At 54.5% G+C, this 18,309-nt stretch carries 15 protein-coding genes; 9 read left to right on the top strand and 6 right to left on the bottom strand.

Annotation, left to right across the window (positions count from 1 at the left end; translation table 11 throughout):
- Positions 1 to 29 precede the first annotated feature (29 nt).
- Together cueR and AC1RSM_RS09600 are read right to left on the bottom strand one after the other, a co-directional pair.
- Positions 30 to 503 carry a Cu(I)-responsive transcriptional regulator gene (gene cueR, locus AC1RSM_RS09605; RefSeq protein ID WP_492931910.1) on the bottom strand — a complete coding sequence of 158 codons (474 nt, stop codon included), beginning with the start codon at positions 501 to 503 and terminating at the stop codon, positions 30 to 32.
- Between the two features lie 200 nt (positions 504 to 703).
- Entirely contained in the window at positions 704 to 1,705 is a 1,002-nt protein-coding gene (locus tag AC1RSM_RS09600; RefSeq protein ID WP_492931908.1) for a 2Fe-2S iron-sulfur cluster-binding protein, read from the bottom strand.
- 323 nt (positions 1,706 to 2,028) lie between these two features.
- Here AC1RSM_RS09600 and AC1RSM_RS09595 point away from each other — a divergent pair, with 323 nt between their 5' ends.
- Genes AC1RSM_RS09595 through AC1RSM_RS09585 form a run of 3 tightly spaced genes read left to right on the top strand, consistent with a single transcriptional unit; the run spans position 2,029 to position 7,912 of the window.
- The gene (locus AC1RSM_RS09595; RefSeq protein WP_492931906.1) at positions 2,029 to 3,249 is read left to right on the top strand and encodes an efflux RND transporter periplasmic adaptor subunit; all 1,221 of its coding nucleotides are present in this window, start codon (positions 2,029 to 2,031) and stop codon (positions 3,247 to 3,249) included.
- On the top strand, positions 3,246 to 6,422 hold the full coding sequence (locus tag AC1RSM_RS09590) for an efflux RND transporter permease subunit (protein WP_492931904.1): 3,177 nt from the start codon (positions 3,246 to 3,248) through the stop codon (positions 6,420 to 6,422). The genes AC1RSM_RS09595 and AC1RSM_RS09590 overlap by 4 nt, the downstream gene beginning before the upstream one ends.
- Positions 6,423 to 6,436: 14 nt before the next feature.
- Positions 6,437 to 7,912 (top strand): efflux transporter outer membrane subunit, encoded by a 1,476-nt coding sequence (locus AC1RSM_RS09585; protein ID WP_492931902.1) that lies wholly within the window; start codon positions 6,437 to 6,439, stop codon positions 7,910 to 7,912.
- A gap of 78 nt (positions 7,913 to 7,990) precedes the next feature.
- Here AC1RSM_RS09585 and chrA read toward each other — a convergent pair whose 3' ends face one another.
- Positions 7,991 to 9,214 carry a chromate efflux transporter gene (chrA, locus tag AC1RSM_RS09580; RefSeq protein ID WP_492931900.1) on the bottom strand — a complete coding sequence of 408 codons (1,224 nt, stop codon included), beginning with the start codon at positions 9,212 to 9,214 and terminating at the stop codon, positions 7,991 to 7,993.
- Positions 9,215 to 9,335: 121 nt separating this feature from the next.
- Entirely contained in the window at positions 9,336 to 10,271 is a 936-nt protein-coding gene (locus AC1RSM_RS09575) for a LysR substrate-binding domain-containing protein (protein ID WP_492931898.1), read from the bottom strand.
- 106 nt (positions 10,272 to 10,377) lie between these two features.
- Between AC1RSM_RS09575 and AC1RSM_RS09570 the strand changes: the two genes are divergently transcribed.
- The 5 genes from AC1RSM_RS09570 to AC1RSM_RS09550 all read left to right on the top strand — a co-directional run bounded on the left by AC1RSM_RS09570 (position 10,378) and on the right by AC1RSM_RS09550 (position 16,629).
- Entirely contained in the window at positions 10,378 to 11,583 is a 1,206-nt protein-coding gene (locus AC1RSM_RS09570; RefSeq protein ID WP_492931896.1) for an MFS transporter, read from the top strand.
- Between the two features lie 213 nt (positions 11,584 to 11,796).
- Complete coding sequence (gene dkgB / locus AC1RSM_RS09565; protein ID WP_492931894.1) at positions 11,797 to 12,600, top strand: 2,5-didehydrogluconate reductase DkgB; 804 nt, start codon at positions 11,797 to 11,799, stop codon at positions 12,598 to 12,600.
- A 420-nt stretch (positions 12,601 to 13,020) separates the two neighbouring features.
- Positions 13,021 to 13,452, top strand: a complete 432-nt coding sequence (locus AC1RSM_RS09560; protein ID WP_492931892.1) for a hypothetical protein — start codon at positions 13,021 to 13,023, stop codon at positions 13,450 to 13,452.
- Between the two features lie 51 nt (positions 13,453 to 13,503).
- On the top strand, positions 13,504 to 14,049 hold the full coding sequence (locus tag AC1RSM_RS09555; protein ID WP_492931890.1) for a hypothetical protein: 546 nt from the start codon (positions 13,504 to 13,506) through the stop codon (positions 14,047 to 14,049).
- Positions 14,050 to 14,445: 396 nt separating this feature from the next.
- Positions 14,446 to 16,629 carry a DNA/RNA helicase domain-containing protein gene (locus AC1RSM_RS09550; protein ID WP_492931888.1) on the top strand — a complete coding sequence of 728 codons (2,184 nt, stop codon included), beginning with the start codon at positions 14,446 to 14,448 and terminating at the stop codon, positions 16,627 to 16,629.
- Positions 16,630 to 16,662: 33 nt separating this feature from the next.
- On the opposite strand, the gene AC1RSM_RS09545 is transcribed toward AC1RSM_RS09550, so the two are convergent.
- Both AC1RSM_RS09545 and AC1RSM_RS09540 read right to left on the bottom strand, forming a co-directional pair.
- Positions 16,663 to 16,920 carry a hypothetical protein gene (locus AC1RSM_RS09545; RefSeq protein ID WP_492931886.1) on the bottom strand — a complete coding sequence of 86 codons (258 nt, stop codon included), beginning with the start codon at positions 16,918 to 16,920 and terminating at the stop codon, positions 16,663 to 16,665.
- A 9-nt stretch (positions 16,921 to 16,929) separates the two neighbouring features.
- On the bottom strand, positions 16,930 to 17,070 hold the full coding sequence (locus AC1RSM_RS09540) for a hypothetical protein (protein WP_492931884.1): 141 nt from the start codon (positions 17,068 to 17,070) through the stop codon (positions 16,930 to 16,932).
- 669 nt (positions 17,071 to 17,739) lie between these two features.
- Between AC1RSM_RS09540 and AC1RSM_RS09535 the strand changes: the two genes are divergently transcribed.
- Positions 17,740 to 17,925, top strand: a complete 186-nt coding sequence (locus AC1RSM_RS09535) for an antitoxin VbhA family protein (RefSeq protein WP_492931882.1) — start codon at positions 17,740 to 17,742, stop codon at positions 17,923 to 17,925.
- Positions 17,926 to 18,309: the final 384 nt, after the last annotated feature.

Genomic DNA, 18,309 nt, shown 5'->3' with positions numbered 1-18,309 from the left:
GACAAGCGCATTTACTCGCAGATAAACAATCAATGGCGCCCCTTGCGCTCCGACGAGCGAACAGGACGGCGCAAGACCGCTCCAGTGCGCAATTCGGCCTCTGTTTCACGATCTTCGAACTGCGCCAAAGTGCTTAAAATTGAGCAATTCGGTTGCTCATCCCCGGCACAGCCGCCGATCGAGGCGTCCAGCGCCTTGGCCATTTGCTGCATGTTTTGAATGCGGCTGTTCAGTTCAGCCAGATGCTGTTGAGCTACCCGCTTCACATCGGCGCTCTGACGCGCCTGGTCATGCCACAGGCTTAGCAAGTCGCCAATAGCAAGCATTGAAAAGCCAAGATCACGGGCCCGCCGCACGAAACGCAAGCGATCCACATCTTTCACACTATAAGTTCGGTAACCCGAGGCGGTACGCTCGGTCTCCGGAATAAGGCCAATCTGCTCGTAGTAGCGGATCATCTTGGCCGACACGTTGGATGCCTTGGAGGCTTCACCGATATTCATTTTGCTCCCCTTGCTCAATGAAACATATCGAAAGTCAGGTGTCGGTGCTAGCAAAAGGCAGCAGGCATTGTCCAAAGCCCCATCAGTCTTTTTTGCCTGCTCAGGCCCCTTTTGCCAGCACTGACATCACACAGTGTGAAGATTCACCCTACAGGAAGGTCAAGCACCTATCTGCACCACAGGCTCCCACCTGGTCGGGACTATGGCGTAAAAAATACATCCACGTGCAGATCCTGCACTTTCAGGCCGCGTTTGAGCACCATGCCCATCGTGGCGTCCACCATTGCGGGGGAGCCCGCCACATAGACCTTCCAGCCCGTTAAATCAGGCTGATCGTTGCCAACGACATCGGTGACCAGCCCGCGGCGGCAGTGAGTGGCCGGTATGCCGGAGATGACAGGAGTAAAAGCCAGATTGGGGTATTGGCGCTCCAGCGCCCGGAAGTCATCAACAGCATATAAATCCTGTAGTTCGCGCACACCAAAATACACATGGATGGCTTGGCTCATGCCACAGGCCAGCGCTGTTTCAACAATTGACTTAATAGGGGCCAGACCCGTCCCTCCGGCAATACAGAGTATGGGTCCGCCATGCCCCTCGCGCAGGTAAGAAGAGCCGCGTGGCACGTCCAGGCTGACTGTCTCGCCTACTTTGAGCACGCTGTGCACATACGCAGAGGTCACGCCTTGCGGGACGCGACGTATATGGAACTCCAGCTCCGGGGAGCCGGGCCGGTTGGCCATGGAATAACTGCGTACCGGTGCTTGTCCAAATTTGATATCAGCATACTGACCGGCAAAGAACATCAGGGGAGAGTTCTGCTCCGGGCGGATGCGAACCAGGCGCACATCATGCGTCAGGTCCTGAAGCTGGGTTACTGTCCCTGTCACGCTGCGCGAAGGCGCCAGCCCCCGGGCATCGTCCGTGCCAATCCAGTCCACCGTGACATCGCTCAGGGGTATGGCTCTACAGGCCAGGATCAGCCCGCGCTCCTTTTGGGCTTCGGTCAAGGCAAAGGGGGAATATTCCAGGGTCTGCACTTGTCCATCAACCAGCCGGGTTTTACAGCCACCACAGCGGCCCAGACGGCAGCCATGCGGATAAGCCAGCCCGCTTTGCAGGGCGGCCTGCAAGATGTTTTGCCCATCCTCTACGGCAATCTGCTGTCCGGTCTGGCGGATAAGAATAGTTTTGCTGCTCATTACTGCCCCCTTCACGTATAGGCCCATGGGCCCTGCATGACCTTGGACCCGCTTGTTTTCGTCCAATACGGGTCTGGCTGTCTCATCGTTTTATTTGGCATGGTGACTCCACACAAATTTGCTGTTGATCGACACAATCCGCCTTGCTACTCAAGGCCGTGTGCCCAAGCTAAGGGTTCCAACGATTGGAAAGTCAACACCTTGAAAAGCGTGTATTAACAACACCTTGACCTTCCAATCGTTGTAAGGCCCAAGCTTGCCACTCAACTCTGCACAGACGCTTCGGAAGGGCCGAAGCCCTGCTGCGAAATAGGGGCACAGCCATGCGTCGAACATTCAAATTTGCTTTAGCGGCAGGCGCCATTGCCGCAGTCGGGGCCGCCTACGCAGCCCGCGATGGTTCCGATCATAAAGACAAGGCGTCAGAACCGCCACAAGAAGCCACCAGCGCGCCTATGGCGCCACAGGTACCGGTTGCTCAGGTCCTGCAAAAAAGGATCCAGCCGTCCACGGACTTCACGGGTTTTCTGGCGGCTCCCAAGTCGGTAGAACTACGCTCGCGCGTCAGCGGAGCGGTGGAAGCGGTCAGCGTGCCTGAAGGTAGTCTGGTGCGTAAAGGGGAGCCGTTATTCCATATAGACCCACGCCCCTTCCAGGTAGCGCTGGACACCGCCACGGCGCAACTGCGTCAGGCCGAAGCCTTGGCCAAACAGGCGCAAAGCGACCTGGACCGTTCCCAGAAGCTGGTGGAAACCGGCGCGGTGTCACGTAAAAACTACGACGATGCACTGGCCGCACGCAATGCGCAGCAAGCACAAGTGCAAGTAGCCAAGGCCTCCGTCGCTGCCGCTCAACTGGACATGTCCTATACCCATATTCGCTCGCCCATTGCGGGCCGTGTGGACCGGGTGCTGGTGACGGAAGGCAATCTGGTCAACGGAGGGTCCACCGATCAGGCCAGCTTGCTGACCACCATCGTCTCCACTGACCCGGTTCATGTGTACTTTGACATAGACGAAGCCACTTACCTGAACGCCATACGTCAGTCCCGTCCAGGTTCCGGCGATAAAACCACGGCTCTGCCCGTCAGCATTGGCCTGACAAGCGACAAAGGCTTTCCGTATCAAGGCAAGCTGGACTTTGTGGGCAACCAGATTGATCGCAGCACCGGCACCATACGCGCTCGTGCGGTGGTTCCCAATCCCGATGACATGCTGGCTCCGGGCCTGTTTGCCCGCATCAGGCTGGCAACAGGGGCTGAGCAGGCCGCCATTCTGATTGATGACCAAGCTGTAGGCACCGATCAAGGCAAGCGCTATGTGCTGGTTGTGGATCAGAACAATCAGGCTCAATACCGCGTAGTCCAGCCTGGCCCCATCGTGGATGGACTGCGTGTCATTGAAGCTGGCCTGCAAGCCGGTGAAAAGATCGTCATCAAAGGGTTGGTACGCCCAGGCATGAGCATCACCCCTCAACTGGTTCCCATGCAATCTGGCCCGGATGCGGCTAACTCCGCCTCCAGCCCTGCGGAGTCCCAGCCATGAAGTTCCCACACTTCTTCATCGCGCGGCCTATCTTTGCCATCGTCCTGTCTTTGCTGATGCTGATAGCTGGGGCCATGGCCTTTTGGCAACTGCCGCTAAGCGAGTACCCCGCCGTCACCCCACCTACCGTTCAAGTAACGGCCAAGTATCCCGGTGCTAACCCCGAGGTCATTGCCGACACGGTGGCAACGCCTCTGGAGCAAGCGATCAACGGCGTGGAAAACATGCTGTACATGAACTCCCAAATGGCCACGGACGGCCAGATGGTTCTGACCATTGCCTTCAAGCAAGGGACGGACGCCGATATGGCGCAGATTCAGGTGCAGAACCGTGTGTCCCGCGCCTTGCCGCGCCTGCCTGAAGAGGTGCAGCGCATTGGTGTGGTGACGCAAAAAACGTCACCGGATGTGCTGATGGTGGTGCATCTGGTCTCCCCAGAAAAGCGCTACGACCCCTTGTATCTGTCCAACTTCGCCATCCGGCAAGTACGCGATGAACTGGCCCGCTTGCCCGGAGTGGGCGACGTGCTGGTTTGGGGAGCAGGTGAATACTCTATGCGTATCTGGCTGGACCCCTCCAGCGTGGCTGCACGTGGGCTGACGGCCAGCGATATCGTGGCCGCCTTGCGCGAGCAGAACGTCCAGGTGGCCGCCGGTTCCGTCGGCCAGCAACCCAATGCCGACTCGGCCTTTCAGGTAACGGTGAACACGTTGGGTCGCCTGTCTAGTGAAGAGCAGTTTGGCGAGATTGTGGTCAAGACCGGTCAGGACGGCCAGGTAACCCGGCTGCGTGATGTGGCCCGCGTGTCTTTAGGCGCGGATAGCTACACCCTGCGCAGTCTGTTAAATGGTGAGTCCGCCCCCGCTTTGCAGATTATCCAAAGCCCGGGCGCCAACGCCATTGATGTCTCCAATGCGGTACGGGCCAAGATGCAAGAGCTGCAAGGTGGCTTCCCGCAGGACATTGAATACCGCATCGCCTACGATCCAACGGTATTCGTGCGTGCCTCCCTGCAGTCTGTGGCGATCACCCTTCTGGAAGCTGTCTTGTTGGTGGTGCTGGTTGTTGTGCTGTTTTTGCAAACCTGGCGCGCATCCATCATTCCGCTGGTTGCTGTGCCGGTATCCTTGGTCGGCACCTTTGCTTTGATGCATTTTTTCGGCTTTTCCCTGAACACACTGTCCTTGTTCGGGCTGGTCTTATCCATCGGTATCGTGGTCGATGACGCCATTGTGGTGGTGGAAAACGTAGAGCGGCATATGGCGCTGGGCGAATCCCCCAAACAGGCCGCGTTCAAGGCCATGGATGAGGTAACCGGGCCGATTATCGCCATTACCTCCGTACTGGCAGCGGTCTTTATCCCTTCGGCTTTTCTGTCCGGGCTGCAAGGCGAGTTCTACCGCCAGTTCGCCCTGACGATTGTGATTTCCACCATTCTGTCCGCCATCAACTCGCTGACTTTGTCGCCAGCTTTGGCCGCCATCTTGCTTAAACCCCATGGCGACAAGAGCCAACGTGATTGGCTAAGCCGCCTGATCGATATGCTGTTTGGCGGATTCTTCCGACTCTTTAACCGCTTCTTTGACCGGGCTGCTCACTCCTACGTGGGTACGGTGCGCCGTGCCGTACGGGGCAGCGCCATTGTGCTGATGCTGTACGTGGGCTTTGTGGGCCTGACCTGGCTGGGCTTTCATCAGGTCCCCAATGGCTTTGTCCCCGCTCAGGACAAATACTTTCTGGTGGGCATTGCGCAATTACCAAGTGGCGCGTCGCTGGATAGGACGGAAGCTACCGTCAAAGAAATGTCGAAGGTTGCCCTGGCAGAACCGGGCGTGGAAAGCGTGGTGGCCTTCCCTGGCCTGTCCTTCAACGGACCGGTCAATGTGCCCAATTCCGCCCTGATGTTTGCCATGCTCAAACCCTTTTCCGAACGGCAGGACCCATCACTATCGGCCAATGCCATCGCCGGGAAATTGATGGGCAAGTTCAGCCAGATTCCAGACGGTTTCCTGGGCATTTTCCCACCGCCCCCTGTTCCCGGCCTGGGTGCCATGGGTGGCTTCAAGCTGCAGATTGAAGACCGTGATGGTTTGGGTTTAGAAGCCCTGGTCCAAGCGCAGGGGCAGGTTCTGGCAAAAGCCATGCAAGCGCCGGAGCTCGCCAATATGCTGGCCAGTTTCCAGACCAACGCGCCGCAGCTGGAAGTGGAGATCGACCGGGTTAAAGCCAAAACCCTGGGCGTGTCTTTAACGGATGTTTTTGAGACCCTGCAAATCAATCTGGGCTCGCTGTACGTTAACGACTTCAACCGTTTCGGGCGTACTTACCGGGTCATGGCGCAGGCTGACGCCCCGTTTCGTGCACAGGCCGAAGACATTGGCCTATTGAAAGTGCGCAGCGCCAAAGGCGACATGATTCCCTTGAATGCCTTTGTCACCCTGACTGAAGGCTCTGGCCCAGACCGGGTGATCCGCTACAACGGTTTCCCCTCCGCAGACATCAGCGGTGGCCCAGCCCCAGGCTATTCATCTGGGCAAGCTACCGATGCCATTGAAAAGATCCTTCAGGAAACCTTGCCCGAAGGCATGGTCTACGAGTGGACAGACCTGGTTTATCAAGAGAAGCAGGCCGGCAATTCCGCGCTGTATATCTTCCCCTTGGCGGTGCTGCTGGCCTTCCTGATCCTGGCGGCGCAGTACAACAGTTGGTCGCTGCCCTTCGCCGTCTTGCTGATCGCTCCTTTGGCCTTGCTCTCGGCGATTGGCGGGGTCTGGCTGTCGGGTGGGGATAACAACATCTTCACGCAGATCGGCTTTGTGGTCTTGGTCGGACTAGCGGCTAAAAACGCCATTCTGATTGTGGAGTTTGCCCGCACGCAAGAAGACGCCGGGGCGGACCCGCTAAGCGCGGTGCTGGAAGCGGCCCGACTGCGTTTGCGCCCGATCTTGATGACCTCCTTGGCCTTTATCGCCGGTGTAATCCCGCTGCTGTTAGCCAGTGGTGCCGGCGCTGAAATGCGTCATGCCATGGGGGTGGCGGTATTTTCCGGCATGTTGGGAGTCACCCTGTTTGGTCTGTTGTTAACGCCGGTGTTCTACGTGGTGGTGCGCAAACTGGCGCTGCGCAGGCAGAACCGCCAGGCACGCAACACAGCCGATAAGCAGCCCGTTTGATGGCAGGAATGATCATGAAAAATACCTCTAGCTACGGGCGCACTGCCCGATTGCTCTCCCCGCTGGCTTTGGCACTGGTGCTGGCGGGCTGCTCCCTGGCCCCAAAATACGAACGCCCACAGGCACCGATTGATACCGCGTACCCGACCAGTTCAGACGCAACAGAAACGGCCGATGCTACGCAAACAGCCGCTGCGGACATAGGTTGGCGCCACTTTTTTGCCGACCCGCTTCTGCATCAGTTGATCGAGATCTCGCTGGAGAACAATCGAGACTTTCGCACAGCCGCCTTAAATGTGGAGGCGGCACAGGCGCTGTACCGAATCCAGCGCGCCCAAATCCTGCCCGAGCTAAGTGCCACGGGCAGCGGGGCGTCCGAACGTCTGCCCGCTGAACTCAGCCCTAGCGGCATCAGCCAAGTGAACCGCCGCTATGACGTAGGAGGGATGAGCACCTCTTGGGAACTGGATCTGTGGGGGCGAATCCGCAATCTGAACGAGCAGGCGCTGGCCAACTATCTGGCTCTGGATGAGAACCGCGTTGCTGCACAGATGAGCCTGATTGCCGAGCTGGCCAATGCCTACCTGACGCTGCGTGCTGACCAGGAATTGCTGCGCCTGAGCAGCGACACCTTGGCCACCCAACAGCGTTCTTATGATTTAAGTCGCCAGTTAAAAGAGCTGGGGCATGCCACTCAGCTGGATCTGCGCCGGGCAGAAGTCGCCCTGCGCCAGGCCGAGTCCAGCTACGCCGCGTACAGCCGACAGGCCGCTCTGGACCGCAACGCCTTGGTGCTGCTGTTAGGGCAGCCCTTAACAGCAGACCTATCCAGTCAATTGGACAAAGCCGATACGCTGCCGGACAAGATCGTTATTGCTGACCTGCCCAGCGGTCTGCCCTCTGAGCTGTTGGTGCGCCGTCCTGACGTTCGGGCGGCAGAGCAAACCCTGCGCGGTGCCAACGCCAACATCGGTGCCGCAAGGGCAGCCTTTTTGCCCACCATCAGCTTGACCGGCTCCATCGGCACCGCCAGTACATCACTGGAAGGCTTGTTTGATTCCGGCACCCGAGCCTGGAGTTTCCTGCCCAGCATTACTTTGCCGATATTCAGGGGCGGTGCGCTGCTTGCCAACCTGGATGTAGCGCAGGTGCGCAAACGCATCGAAATCGCCCAGTATGAAAAGGCGATTCAAGTGGCATTTCGAGAAGTGGCCGATGGCTTGGCCAGCAAAGACCTGCTTGATAGGCAGATCCAGTCCGAGCAACTGGCCGTCATCGCCAGCAATGAAGCTCAAACCTTGGCCGAACAACGCTTTCAAGAGGGAATGGACGACTACCTAAGCGTGCTGGACGCCCACCGCAGCTTGTACGCCAGCCAGCAAACGCTGGTCAGAACACGTCTGGCGCGTCTGGCTAATTTGATTGATCTGTACAAAGCGCTGGGGGGCGGATGGTCAGAACACAATGCTGCGCAGGATAAAACCACCTAGCAATGCTTTTTCGTGCCAGGGCCAAAGCGGGGTGTATTGCTTGCAGGTATGCACACCCACTTTGGCCTTTGGCACACCTTAGCCCGCTAACACCCAGGCCCCCATCGCCGCTAACAAGACCACCAAAGCCGGTGGCACCCGCCCCACCGTCAGCAGGCCAAACAACAGTAAGGCCAAGCCAAAATCCGCCCGACTGTGAATCGCGCTGGTCCACACCGGGTCATACAGCGCCGCCCCCAGAATTCCAACAACTCCAGCGTTCACGCCCGCCATGGCCGTCCGAACGCCTGCCCGATGGCGCAGCCCTTCCCAGAAAGGCAGCACGCCAATCAGAATCAAAAATGCCGGTAGAAAAATCACAGACAGGAACACCAAGCCGCCCACCCAGCCCTGCAACGGCCCCTGAGCCATGGCACCGATATAGGCAGCAAAGGTAAACAGCGGGCCCGGCACTGCCTGAGCGGCCCCATACCCCACCATCAAGTCCGCATTGCTAAGCACCCCGGTAGGCACCACCGAGGCCTGCAACAAGGGCAGCACCACATGCCCACCACCGAACACCAAAGCACCCGAGCGATATACACCTTCCACTAACTGAATCGTGGATGAACCCGTTGCCGCCGCCCACAAGGGTAAGGCAATCAACAAGGCCGTAAAGATCAACAAGGCCACCATGCCCACCTTGCGCGACACGGGATAAGAATGTGCTTGAGCCGTGCCTGTCTGCTCCACATTCAGCCTCCACCACGCCAGCAAACCTGTCACTGCAAGGGCAAGTACCTGCCCGAAGGCTGAGGGCAGAGCCAGACTTAACAGCGCCGCGAGAATTGCCAAAGCAGCCCGAGGCCTGTCCGGGCATAAAGAGCGTGCCATCCCCAACACGGCCTGCGCAACAATGGCGACCGCCACCATTTTTAGCCCATGTAGCCAAGGAGATTCAGCCAGGCCCTGATGGCCCGCGACCCCTAAGGCAAACAGAATCAGGGCGATGGCCGAAGGCAGCGTAAAACCCGTCCAGGCGGCCAATAAACCCATCCAGCCCGCACGCCCCAAACCCAGCGCCATACCGACCTGACTGCTGGCTGGCCCCGGCAGGAACTGACATAAGGCCACCAGATCAGAGTAGCTGCGATCATCCAACCAACGGCGGCGTTCAACAAACTCTGCACGAAAATAAGCCAGATGCGCGATAGGACCACCAAAGGATGTCAGGCCCAGCTTGAGAAAAGCCCAAAAGACTTCGATAGCAGTGCCGGGCTTGGCCGCCGCCTGTGTCTGCCCCGCTTCAGTTAGCTTATTCATTGTTGTCTTGTCTCCCCCCGCATACTGCGCCCCTTGCCACCTGATAGGGCTGTCATTGCTTATTGTGATGTGACGCTTATCTGCCCCGCGAAGCCCTGGCCTAGCAGCCCCACTTCCAGTATCAGGGCTTTAGCTTGTGCTTGGAATCCACAAGACTACAAGCACCTGCACCGGAATCCCAGCACTCTCGCAAATAATCCACAAAGGTAGAAATCCGCGCCGACAAGGCAGTGTTGCGGTAGTACACCGCATTGATGGGCTGACGCACTTGCAAGCTGCGTTTGGGGAATAACTCGACCAAACGCCCCTGATCACGATCTTTATGCGTCATGAAGTCCGACAAGCTCACAATCCCCACGCCATCCAGCGCCAGCTGCCGCAAGGTTTCCCCGCTGGATGCCGCGATAGTGGGCTTGATATGCAAGGGCATGCCATCAGGGGCCGGTAAGGGCCATTCATTCAGAGAAACAGGCTGTGTGAACCCCAGCAGCACATGATTATCCAGATCGGCAATGTCACGCGGATGACCGTGCTTTTCCAAATACGCCGGCGACACCAACACACGCAAACGACAGTTCCCAATGGGCCGGGCATGCAAGGTGGAATCTTTGAGCCGACCAATACGTATCGCCACATCCGTGCGTTGTTCCAGCAGATCAATCCACCCTTCGTTGCTGGTCAATTCCAAATTCACCTGGGGGTAGCGCTCTCTGTACCCGGCAACCAAGGGGACCACACAATGCAAAATAAAAGGGGATGCAGCGTCCACCCGTAAGCGTCCTGCTGGCTGCTCCCGGCGAATGGCAAGGTCCTCCTCCGCCTCCTGCACACTGGCAACAATGGCCCTGGCTTTCTCCAGGAAGGCCGCGCCCTCCTCTGTCAAATCCAGACGCCGCGTCGTGCGCTGCAGCAGTGTCGTGTTCAGCTTCTCTTCCAGCCTGTTTAAGGTTCGGCTAACCGCTGACACCGTCAGCCCCAAATGCTCGGCCGCACGCGAAAGAGCCCCCGTATCCACCACGGCAATCAGAGCCTGCATTTCATCCAGAGTTGTTTTCATTATTGACTTTAAATCAAATATATTTTGGTCAATATGGACTTTTTTGAATAAATCATCAAGCACACAATGGCATTCTTTCAATGCTCCACGCAAGGATGCAAACACCATGCCTATTGCTCTTTTGGCGCTGACCATCGGCGCCTACGCCATCGGAACGACCGAGTTCGTGATCGTTGGCCTGCTTCCTACCGTTGCTGATGATTTGGCCGTCAGCCTGCCCTCCGCAGGGCTGCTAGTCAGCCTTTACGCCTTGGGTGTCGCTATTGGAGCCCCAGTCCTAACCGCCCTGACTGGCAAAATCCCCCGCAAGGCCTTGATGCTGGGCCTGATGGCTTTATTCACCGTCGGCAACCTGATTGCCTGGCAAGCACCCGGCTACGAATCCTTGATCGTTGCCCGTATCCTGACCGGCCTGGCGCATGGCGTCTTCTTTTCGATTGGTTCTACCATCGCTGCCAGCCTGGTCCCCAAAGAAAAAGCCGCCAGTGCCATCGCCATCATGTTCACGGGTCTAACCGTTGCCTTGGTGACAGGCGTGCCGCTGGGCACCTTCATTGGCCAGCAGTTTGGCTGGCGAACTACCTTCTTTGCCGTCTCCATGCTGGGCGTGATCGCTTTTCTGGGCAGTCTGGCCTTCCTGCCCAAGAATGTTGCGCGTAGCAAGCCGGCCACTTTGCGCCAGCAGCTTAGTATCTTTGGCCAGCCACGACTGCTGCTGGTCTACGCCATCACTGCCGTGGGTTATGGCGGGTCATTTACCGCCTTCACCTTTTTGGCTCCCATGCTGGAGCAGATCACAGGCTTTTCCACCCACGCAGTGGGAGGCGTCATGCTGGCTTACGGCGTGTCGGTAGCCATCGGCAACCTGTGGGGTGGCAAGCTGGCCGATCGACACGGCCCCATCCCGGCCTTGAAGGTAATCTTCCTGCTGCTAGCTATCGTCTTACTGGTCTTGACCTTCACCGCAGGTAACCGCTGGCTGATGCTGGCAACCGTCCTGGCCTGGGGTGCCGTAGCCTTTGGGAACGTACCTGGATTGCAGATCTATGTGGTCAACCAAGCCCAACGCTTCGCACCAGAGGCTGTGGATGTGGCGTCCGGAATGAACATTGCCGCGTTCAATATCGGCATTGCGATTGGTGCTTGGGGTGGTGGTCTAATCGTTGCCCACGTAGGCCTGATTCACACTGCCTGGATCGGTGCGCTGATTGTGATGGTGGCATTGGGGCTGACGGTATGGGCTGGAAAGCTGGATCAGCGTGACAGGAAAGTAAAAGCTGATATCAACGCTGCATCGTTGGCGGTTTGCTAAGGAGCAGATGCTGGTTGTGGGTTGCAGGTTGCGGGTTGCGGGTTTTCCAATCTTTATAGCGATACTCCAATCTGCATCTGCAACGACACCAACACCAACAACAGCACCAGCACCAGCACCAGCACCAGCACCAGCACCAACCTATTTTTTCTGATTATTCATCGGCAGGCATACCAGCCGCCCAAGTTAATTTACTGAAATGGAATTATCACTATGACTATCCCTACAATTGGCGTCGGCACCTTTCGCCTTAACGGCCAGGCCGCTATTGACTCGGTACGCACCGCCTTAGAAGTCGGCTACCGCGCCATCGATACCGCTCAAATCTACGAGAACGAGGCCGAAGTCGGCCAAGCCATCGCTGAGTCCGGCATCCCCCGCGACCAACTGTTCATCACCACCAAAATCTGGATCGACAATTTAGCGGGCGACCAACTCATCCCCAGCCTGAAAGCCAGCTTGAAAAAACTACGCACCGACTACGTGGACCTGACCTTGATCCACTGGCCCTCGCCAGAGGGCGCTGTGCCCTTGAAAGAATCCCTGCAAGCATTGCTGGAAGCGCGCGAACAAGGCCTGACCCGCCAGATCGGCGTATCCAACTTCAACATCGCCCTGCTGGAAGAAGCCATTACGGCCGTCGGCGCAGAAAACATCGCTACCAACCAGGTAGAGATCAGCCCCTACCTGCAAAACAGCAAACTGGCTGCCTTTGCGCGTGAGAAGGGAGTGCATCTGACGTCCTACATGACGCTGGCTTATGGCAAAGCGGTGCAAGATCCTGTGCTGCAAGAAATCGCAGCTAAACATGGCGCGACTTCGGCACAGGTGGCCCTGGCTTGGGCAATTCATCAAGGCTTTGCGGTGATCCCGTCGTCGACCAAACGAGCGAATCTGGAAAGCAATCTGAAGGCTGGAGAGCTGAAACTAGATGCGGAGGATTTGGGAAGGATCGCTGAACTGAATCGAGGGGAGCGGCTGGTTGACCCAGAAGGCTTGGCGCCGGCTTGGGATTGAGGCGGGGCTTAATTGATCGGCTATGTCCGTAACTTAAAGCATGTAGAACGATCCAGCTTTTCGGGCGTAGCCAATAAAGCAGCTTAATTATTTATTAATTATCTTATGAACTCCGACCAACTGAAAAAAACCTTATTACTACCTTTTACATCAAAACCCAACATTAAACTGACAGAAAAATACAGTTAAAAACACACGGATTATAAAACCATAAAAAAACAAACCAAAAAGATAAAAAATAATTAAGCACCTAAATTCATATTATTAAATAAAAACAAATACATTAATTCTCAATAAAAATACAAATAAAAAACCACCACCACATAAGAACTGACGCAGTTTTCCAGCTTAACCCTTGCCTTTACCCTTTTCAAAAAACACTAGACTAATAATCAATTTTTAAAAAAGCAAGGAAACAAGGTGAAAAAAAAGCTCTCTATCGCATCATTGATCTTTATGTTGATACAAAGCCTGCTCTTCATCACCCCAGCACACGCCAGCTCACACTGGATGGGCACACAAACATTCCAGCTGAGCAGGCTCAGCACCTATCAAGAAATCTACGACCCGAGCAGGTTCGGCCACAACGTCCCTCCCGGTGCTCGAATTAGCCGTGTTGAAGTTGGGATGTCAGGCACACAGGTCAACACCATCTTGGCTGACAACAAACTATGCTGGAACGGCCCTACAAACTGCGTCAGTTTTTTTAGCAAAGATGCAACTACCCGAGCCTTTAACGATCTTGATGCCAGCAAACCTTTCTACGTCATTTTTGATCTCAAAAGCTGGGGTGGCGGACGCCCGCCGGTCTATGTACCCACAACAGTGACCGTGTACTACACCTCCCCCTGATCTCCCCAGCGCTCCGCAGACTATCTGTGACCTCACACCTGGACACGACTCATGCTGATCAACTCATCAACACCCAAGTTTGCTCTAGCTGACACAAACATAAAACCGCAGCAGGCAAGCCTCAACACTGCTCCCCCCAGTTTCCAAGCCGTGCTTGCAACAGCAGCAACCCAAGTGGCGATCTCGCCAGCAGCTCAGCAGCAAACGCAAGTCACCGAACTTAAGCACGGCAGCTTTGCAATGCGGGATACCGTCAGCAAAATGGACGAAAAAGAATTTGGCGCTTTTCTGAAAGATATAGTCTATGAAGGCGGGCCTAAAAGACAAGCTCTTCACGAAGTCCTGGTAGACATCACCGACTGGCTAAAAGGTGGGCCGATATATTACTCAAACACCCGTGAACCAGTCACGGAAGAAAGCACAGCGTATTTCATGATGGCGGATGAAAAATACCAGGCGGAGAAAGTTGCCTTGTATGAAATGGAGTTAAGCAAGGGAACGCCACTTATCGATATATATGACAAGTTGTCAGACTTGACGTCCAAACAACCTGCGCGGCTTTTGGGGATGAGGGGGTATCTGGCTAAGCCGACTTGAGTCGGTTGATTAGAAAACAAGGTCGACACTTCAGAGGGAACCCGCCTGCATAAGTGTGGCGACCTCCCTGCTTGAAATGGAAAAAATTGCCCCTAATCGGCAATCAGCCATCCGCGTCAAAGAGTGGTCTGCCCAAGCGCCATGCAAGTTGACTAACTACGCATGCTTAGTCCAAAAAAATGCCTCTTCTTGGGGCATTTCTATTTCAAGCAGACAAAGACACGCGTCAGCGCCGACAGAACAGTCTGGCCCTGTAACAACGCTGGCCAGCTCGACTTAAACCAAAAAGGTCTCAAAACCTGCTCAGGCCAATAGGCTATGATTTACAGGCCATGTCAAACGGACAGAAACTGAGCAAAACCTACTAATAAAAATAGAGACCATTAATCCAGAGCCATGAGTCAGCCACATCTTGTAGAAGTAAACCAATACTTGTTCTCAAACATTGCCTTGGCGGAAATAAGATCCAATGCTTATGCCGCTGGGAACTGGCCCTTGGTCTACATTCTGAGCAACGAAGCCAAGCGCCGCGCCTATGTCGGAGAAACGACCAGTGCGCTGAACCGCCTGAACACTCACCTGCTGCACGAGCATAAAAAACTGCTCAACACCGCTCATTTGATCAGCAGTTCTCATTTCAACAAATCCGCCACGCTTGATATCGAGTCCACTCTGATCAAGTACATGGCTGCTGATGGATGCTTCGAACTGCTCAACGGAAATCTTGGCCTGACCGATCACAACTACTATCAAAAAGACGAAGTCTACAGCCAAATTTTCCGGGAGGTCTGGGACAAGCTACGTGGCCAGGGGATCGCCAAGCACTCGCTAGAGTCGATTGATAACTCGGATGTTTTCAAATACTCCCCTTACAAAGCCTTGTCATTCGACCAACGCCAGAGCCTGATTGAAATCATGCGCGCTCTGTTAGATGACAACTTGCGCCACTTGCTTGTGCAAGGTGGTGCAGGAACCGGAAAGTCCGTTTTGGCAATTTTCCTGTTCAAATTGATCCACACCGACGAAGCAGAGCTGAATTTGCAGGAATTCTCGGAAGAAGAAAGCAAGCTTCGTACCCTTCTGACGCAGTTCAAACGGCGTTACCCCGAACCCCGCATGGCACTAGTCGTTCCAATGGCCTCATTTCGAGCCACGTTGAAACGCGCTTTTAAGAACGTGGCGGGCCTGCATCCCGATATGGTGATCAACCCATCAAGACTGGCTCAGCAGGACTACGATATCGTCCTGGTCGATGAGTCACACCGACTACGCCAACGGGTAAACCTTGGCTCTTACTTTAAACATTTCGACGATGCATGCGCCAAATTGAATTTGGACAAACACACCTGCAGCGAAGTGAACTGGGTGACGCAAAAAGCAAAAAAAGCGGTTTTCTTCTACGACCCTAATCAATCGATCAAACCATCGGATGCGAATGCAGCGGATTTCCAAAAGATAAAGCAATCAGAACATGCGAAGGTCATGACATTGACCTCTCAATACCGCGTTCAGGCAGGCCAGGACTACGTTGATTTCATTGACCGACTTCTTCATATCAGGCTCTCAGACAAGGAGCAGCTCAAGGCTGGAAAGTATGAGTTTTTGTTCTTTGATAATGCGGCTGATTTAGTCGAGAAAATTGAGCAAAAGAACCATCAGTATGGCTTGGCTCGACTGGTAGCAGGCTACGCCTGGCCTTGGGACTCCAAGAAAGACCCCAACCTTCACGACATTGAAATAGACACTGTAAAACTGCGCTGGAATCGAACCAATACAGACTGGATTAACACAGCTGGCGCAGAAAATGAGGTCGGCTGCATTCACACAACCCAGGGCTACGACCTGAATTACACCGGCGTTATCTTCGGGAAAGAGATCAGCTACGACAGCGCCACCAACGAAATCGTCATCGACGAGAAAAACTATCTGGACCGCAACGGCAAACACTCCAGAAAAACTGCGAGCGAACTGAAGCAATACATCCTCAATATCTACAAAACCATCATGCTTCGGGGAATCAAAGGCACCTACGTGTATGCCTGCGACCCTGCGCTGCGCGAGTACCTGAGGCAGCATATTCCCAGCTACCTTCCCACCCAGCCCCAAGAACAGCCACCAGCACCAAAGCTAGTGCCATGGGTGAATGCCGTTCCTCTGTATGATCTGCAAGCCGCCGCCGGCAACTTCAGCGAACAGCAGTACATAGAACAGAAACAATGGGTTGGCGTGCCAGAGAATGTAGAACCTAAAAAAGGTATGTTTGCCTGCAGGGTTGTGGGTGAGTCCATGAACAAGATCATCCCGAATGGCTCCACCTGCCTGTTCCGCCAAGACACGGGGGGGAGCCGGAACGGCAAGATCGTTCTAGTGGAATGCTTGGCTCCCCAAGATGGCGAAGAAGGGACAAGATTCACCGTCAAAGAATATGAAAGCACCAAAACCCATACCCAGGATGGCTGGGAACATAAACGGATTTTCTTGAAGCCCCGCTCTACCAACCCAAGCTATGAAGTAATCGAGCTGGATGCCGATAACACCCATCGCTATCGGGTGGTGGGAAAGTTTGTAATGCTCCTCTGATCCACTGTGGCATACACGTGCAGCAAGCCACGATCAAAAGGGTTCAATCGCCTTAAATACACCTGTCTTGCTCATGTTGCGCCGAAGGTCAAACTGAGCAAGCGCCTCCACCACGTCAATCATCTCTAGAGCCTCGAAATTGAGCTCAGACCATTGGGAACGATCGACATTCACAGAGTACAAATAATCGTCACACAACTGCCCGGTAGCCGGGTCATGGCGCTGAGAGAAACCCGATAAAGTGATGCCTTGAACGAGGGGAAGTGCTGCAAAGGCCAAGGTAGTCGTCACTTAGACTAACTACATGATGGGGGGCATCACCTGCCCAACCCAGCTCTCGAACCACTTGGCCGTCACCGGAGCCATAAACATTGCGATGAAAAAGGGATCGGTATCCAGCATGGCCGCAGCAAGCCCCACTAAACCTAACTGCCGGAACACAGGATCGCGACCACCAAGAATGGCGTGTCTTTAGCCCCGAGCAATAGGTCGATTGCTACGAAAAATTCTTCACATGCGTCGAGGGAAATGTCTCACACAGCAGCAACTTATCTAAGGCAACAGAAAAAACTCAGAACGCAATCAGCGTACTGCAACTATAGATAAAAAGTTTTTTGGGAGAGTGCCCGTGCTGGGGCTATTACTTGAATCACGCTAAGTGCGCGTGAACACTACGGATTTTTGAGTGGTGCCCGGGGCCGGAATCGAACCGGCACGCCTTGCGGCGGGGGATTTTGAGTCGCGAAGAAACACTGCTTTGTGAGGTAAAACCACTCACCTTAAGTTGATATAATAACACCATAAATAACTTAAGAATCAGTGGGTTAGTCAACTTAGCGCAATTTAGTGAAAGCTACTCACTGTACCGATACTGTACCGAAATCAAGGGATGGTTTGCTAAATCTACCCAGCTGCTTCATGTCCGACCAAGCCAGGGAGAAAGACGTAGTTTTTAGATCGCTGCATATTTGTTTGCACGCATGGCAGCACCCATGTAGGAATATTCTTGGTCAGGGTTGGGGTGTACTGCATTTCTCTATTCGTGGTCGCGCTGATCTTTTCTGGTCTGTGAGCTTTGAGTACGTGGCTTCTTCAATGAGGGTGATAGATATGAACAAAACTGAACGACAGGCTGCTTCTGATGCTGCTCAGGCGTCGGTAGAGTTGGAGGGCTTAATTGTTCCTAAGGAGACATTAACAGAAGCCGCGAAATATATTGAAGGCGAAATTAGTGTCCAGGAACTCATTAACCACATCAACAGACAAGCCAAAAATAGTAGCGTAGGAGGTAACTAAGAGTTTTGGGCTTATTTTAATATTCACAAATTATTTCTTTCGACCGTCACAAGCCGTTGAGCAGCACTTTTCCTGACAGCAGGCTTACATAGGTCCAAATGAACACTCCTCCAAGGTTGCCCTGTACCCATACTCACCTATTGAGGTTTGTCAAGAGGTCATCATGCCTACTGTCTCGGAAGTTGTCGATCGGTTGATCCAATCTCTGCTAAAGCATAGACCATGAGCGAGAAATCGAAAGAGCCTAATGAGCAGGGCTCCATCAAAACAATAGATATTCCCATCTTCTTACACCCCTCAAAAAACACCACATATAGTGTATTGACTTTTAAAAAAGCACTATATATAGTGCTTTATATTATTTACTCGAAAGTGCTAATGAGA

The sequence above is a fragment of the Alcaligenes sp. GW821-FHT11D07 genome (assembly GCF_058808495.1).
Note: the sequence above shows the minus strand (reverse complement) of the source record. Positions and strands in the feature narration are given on the sequence as shown.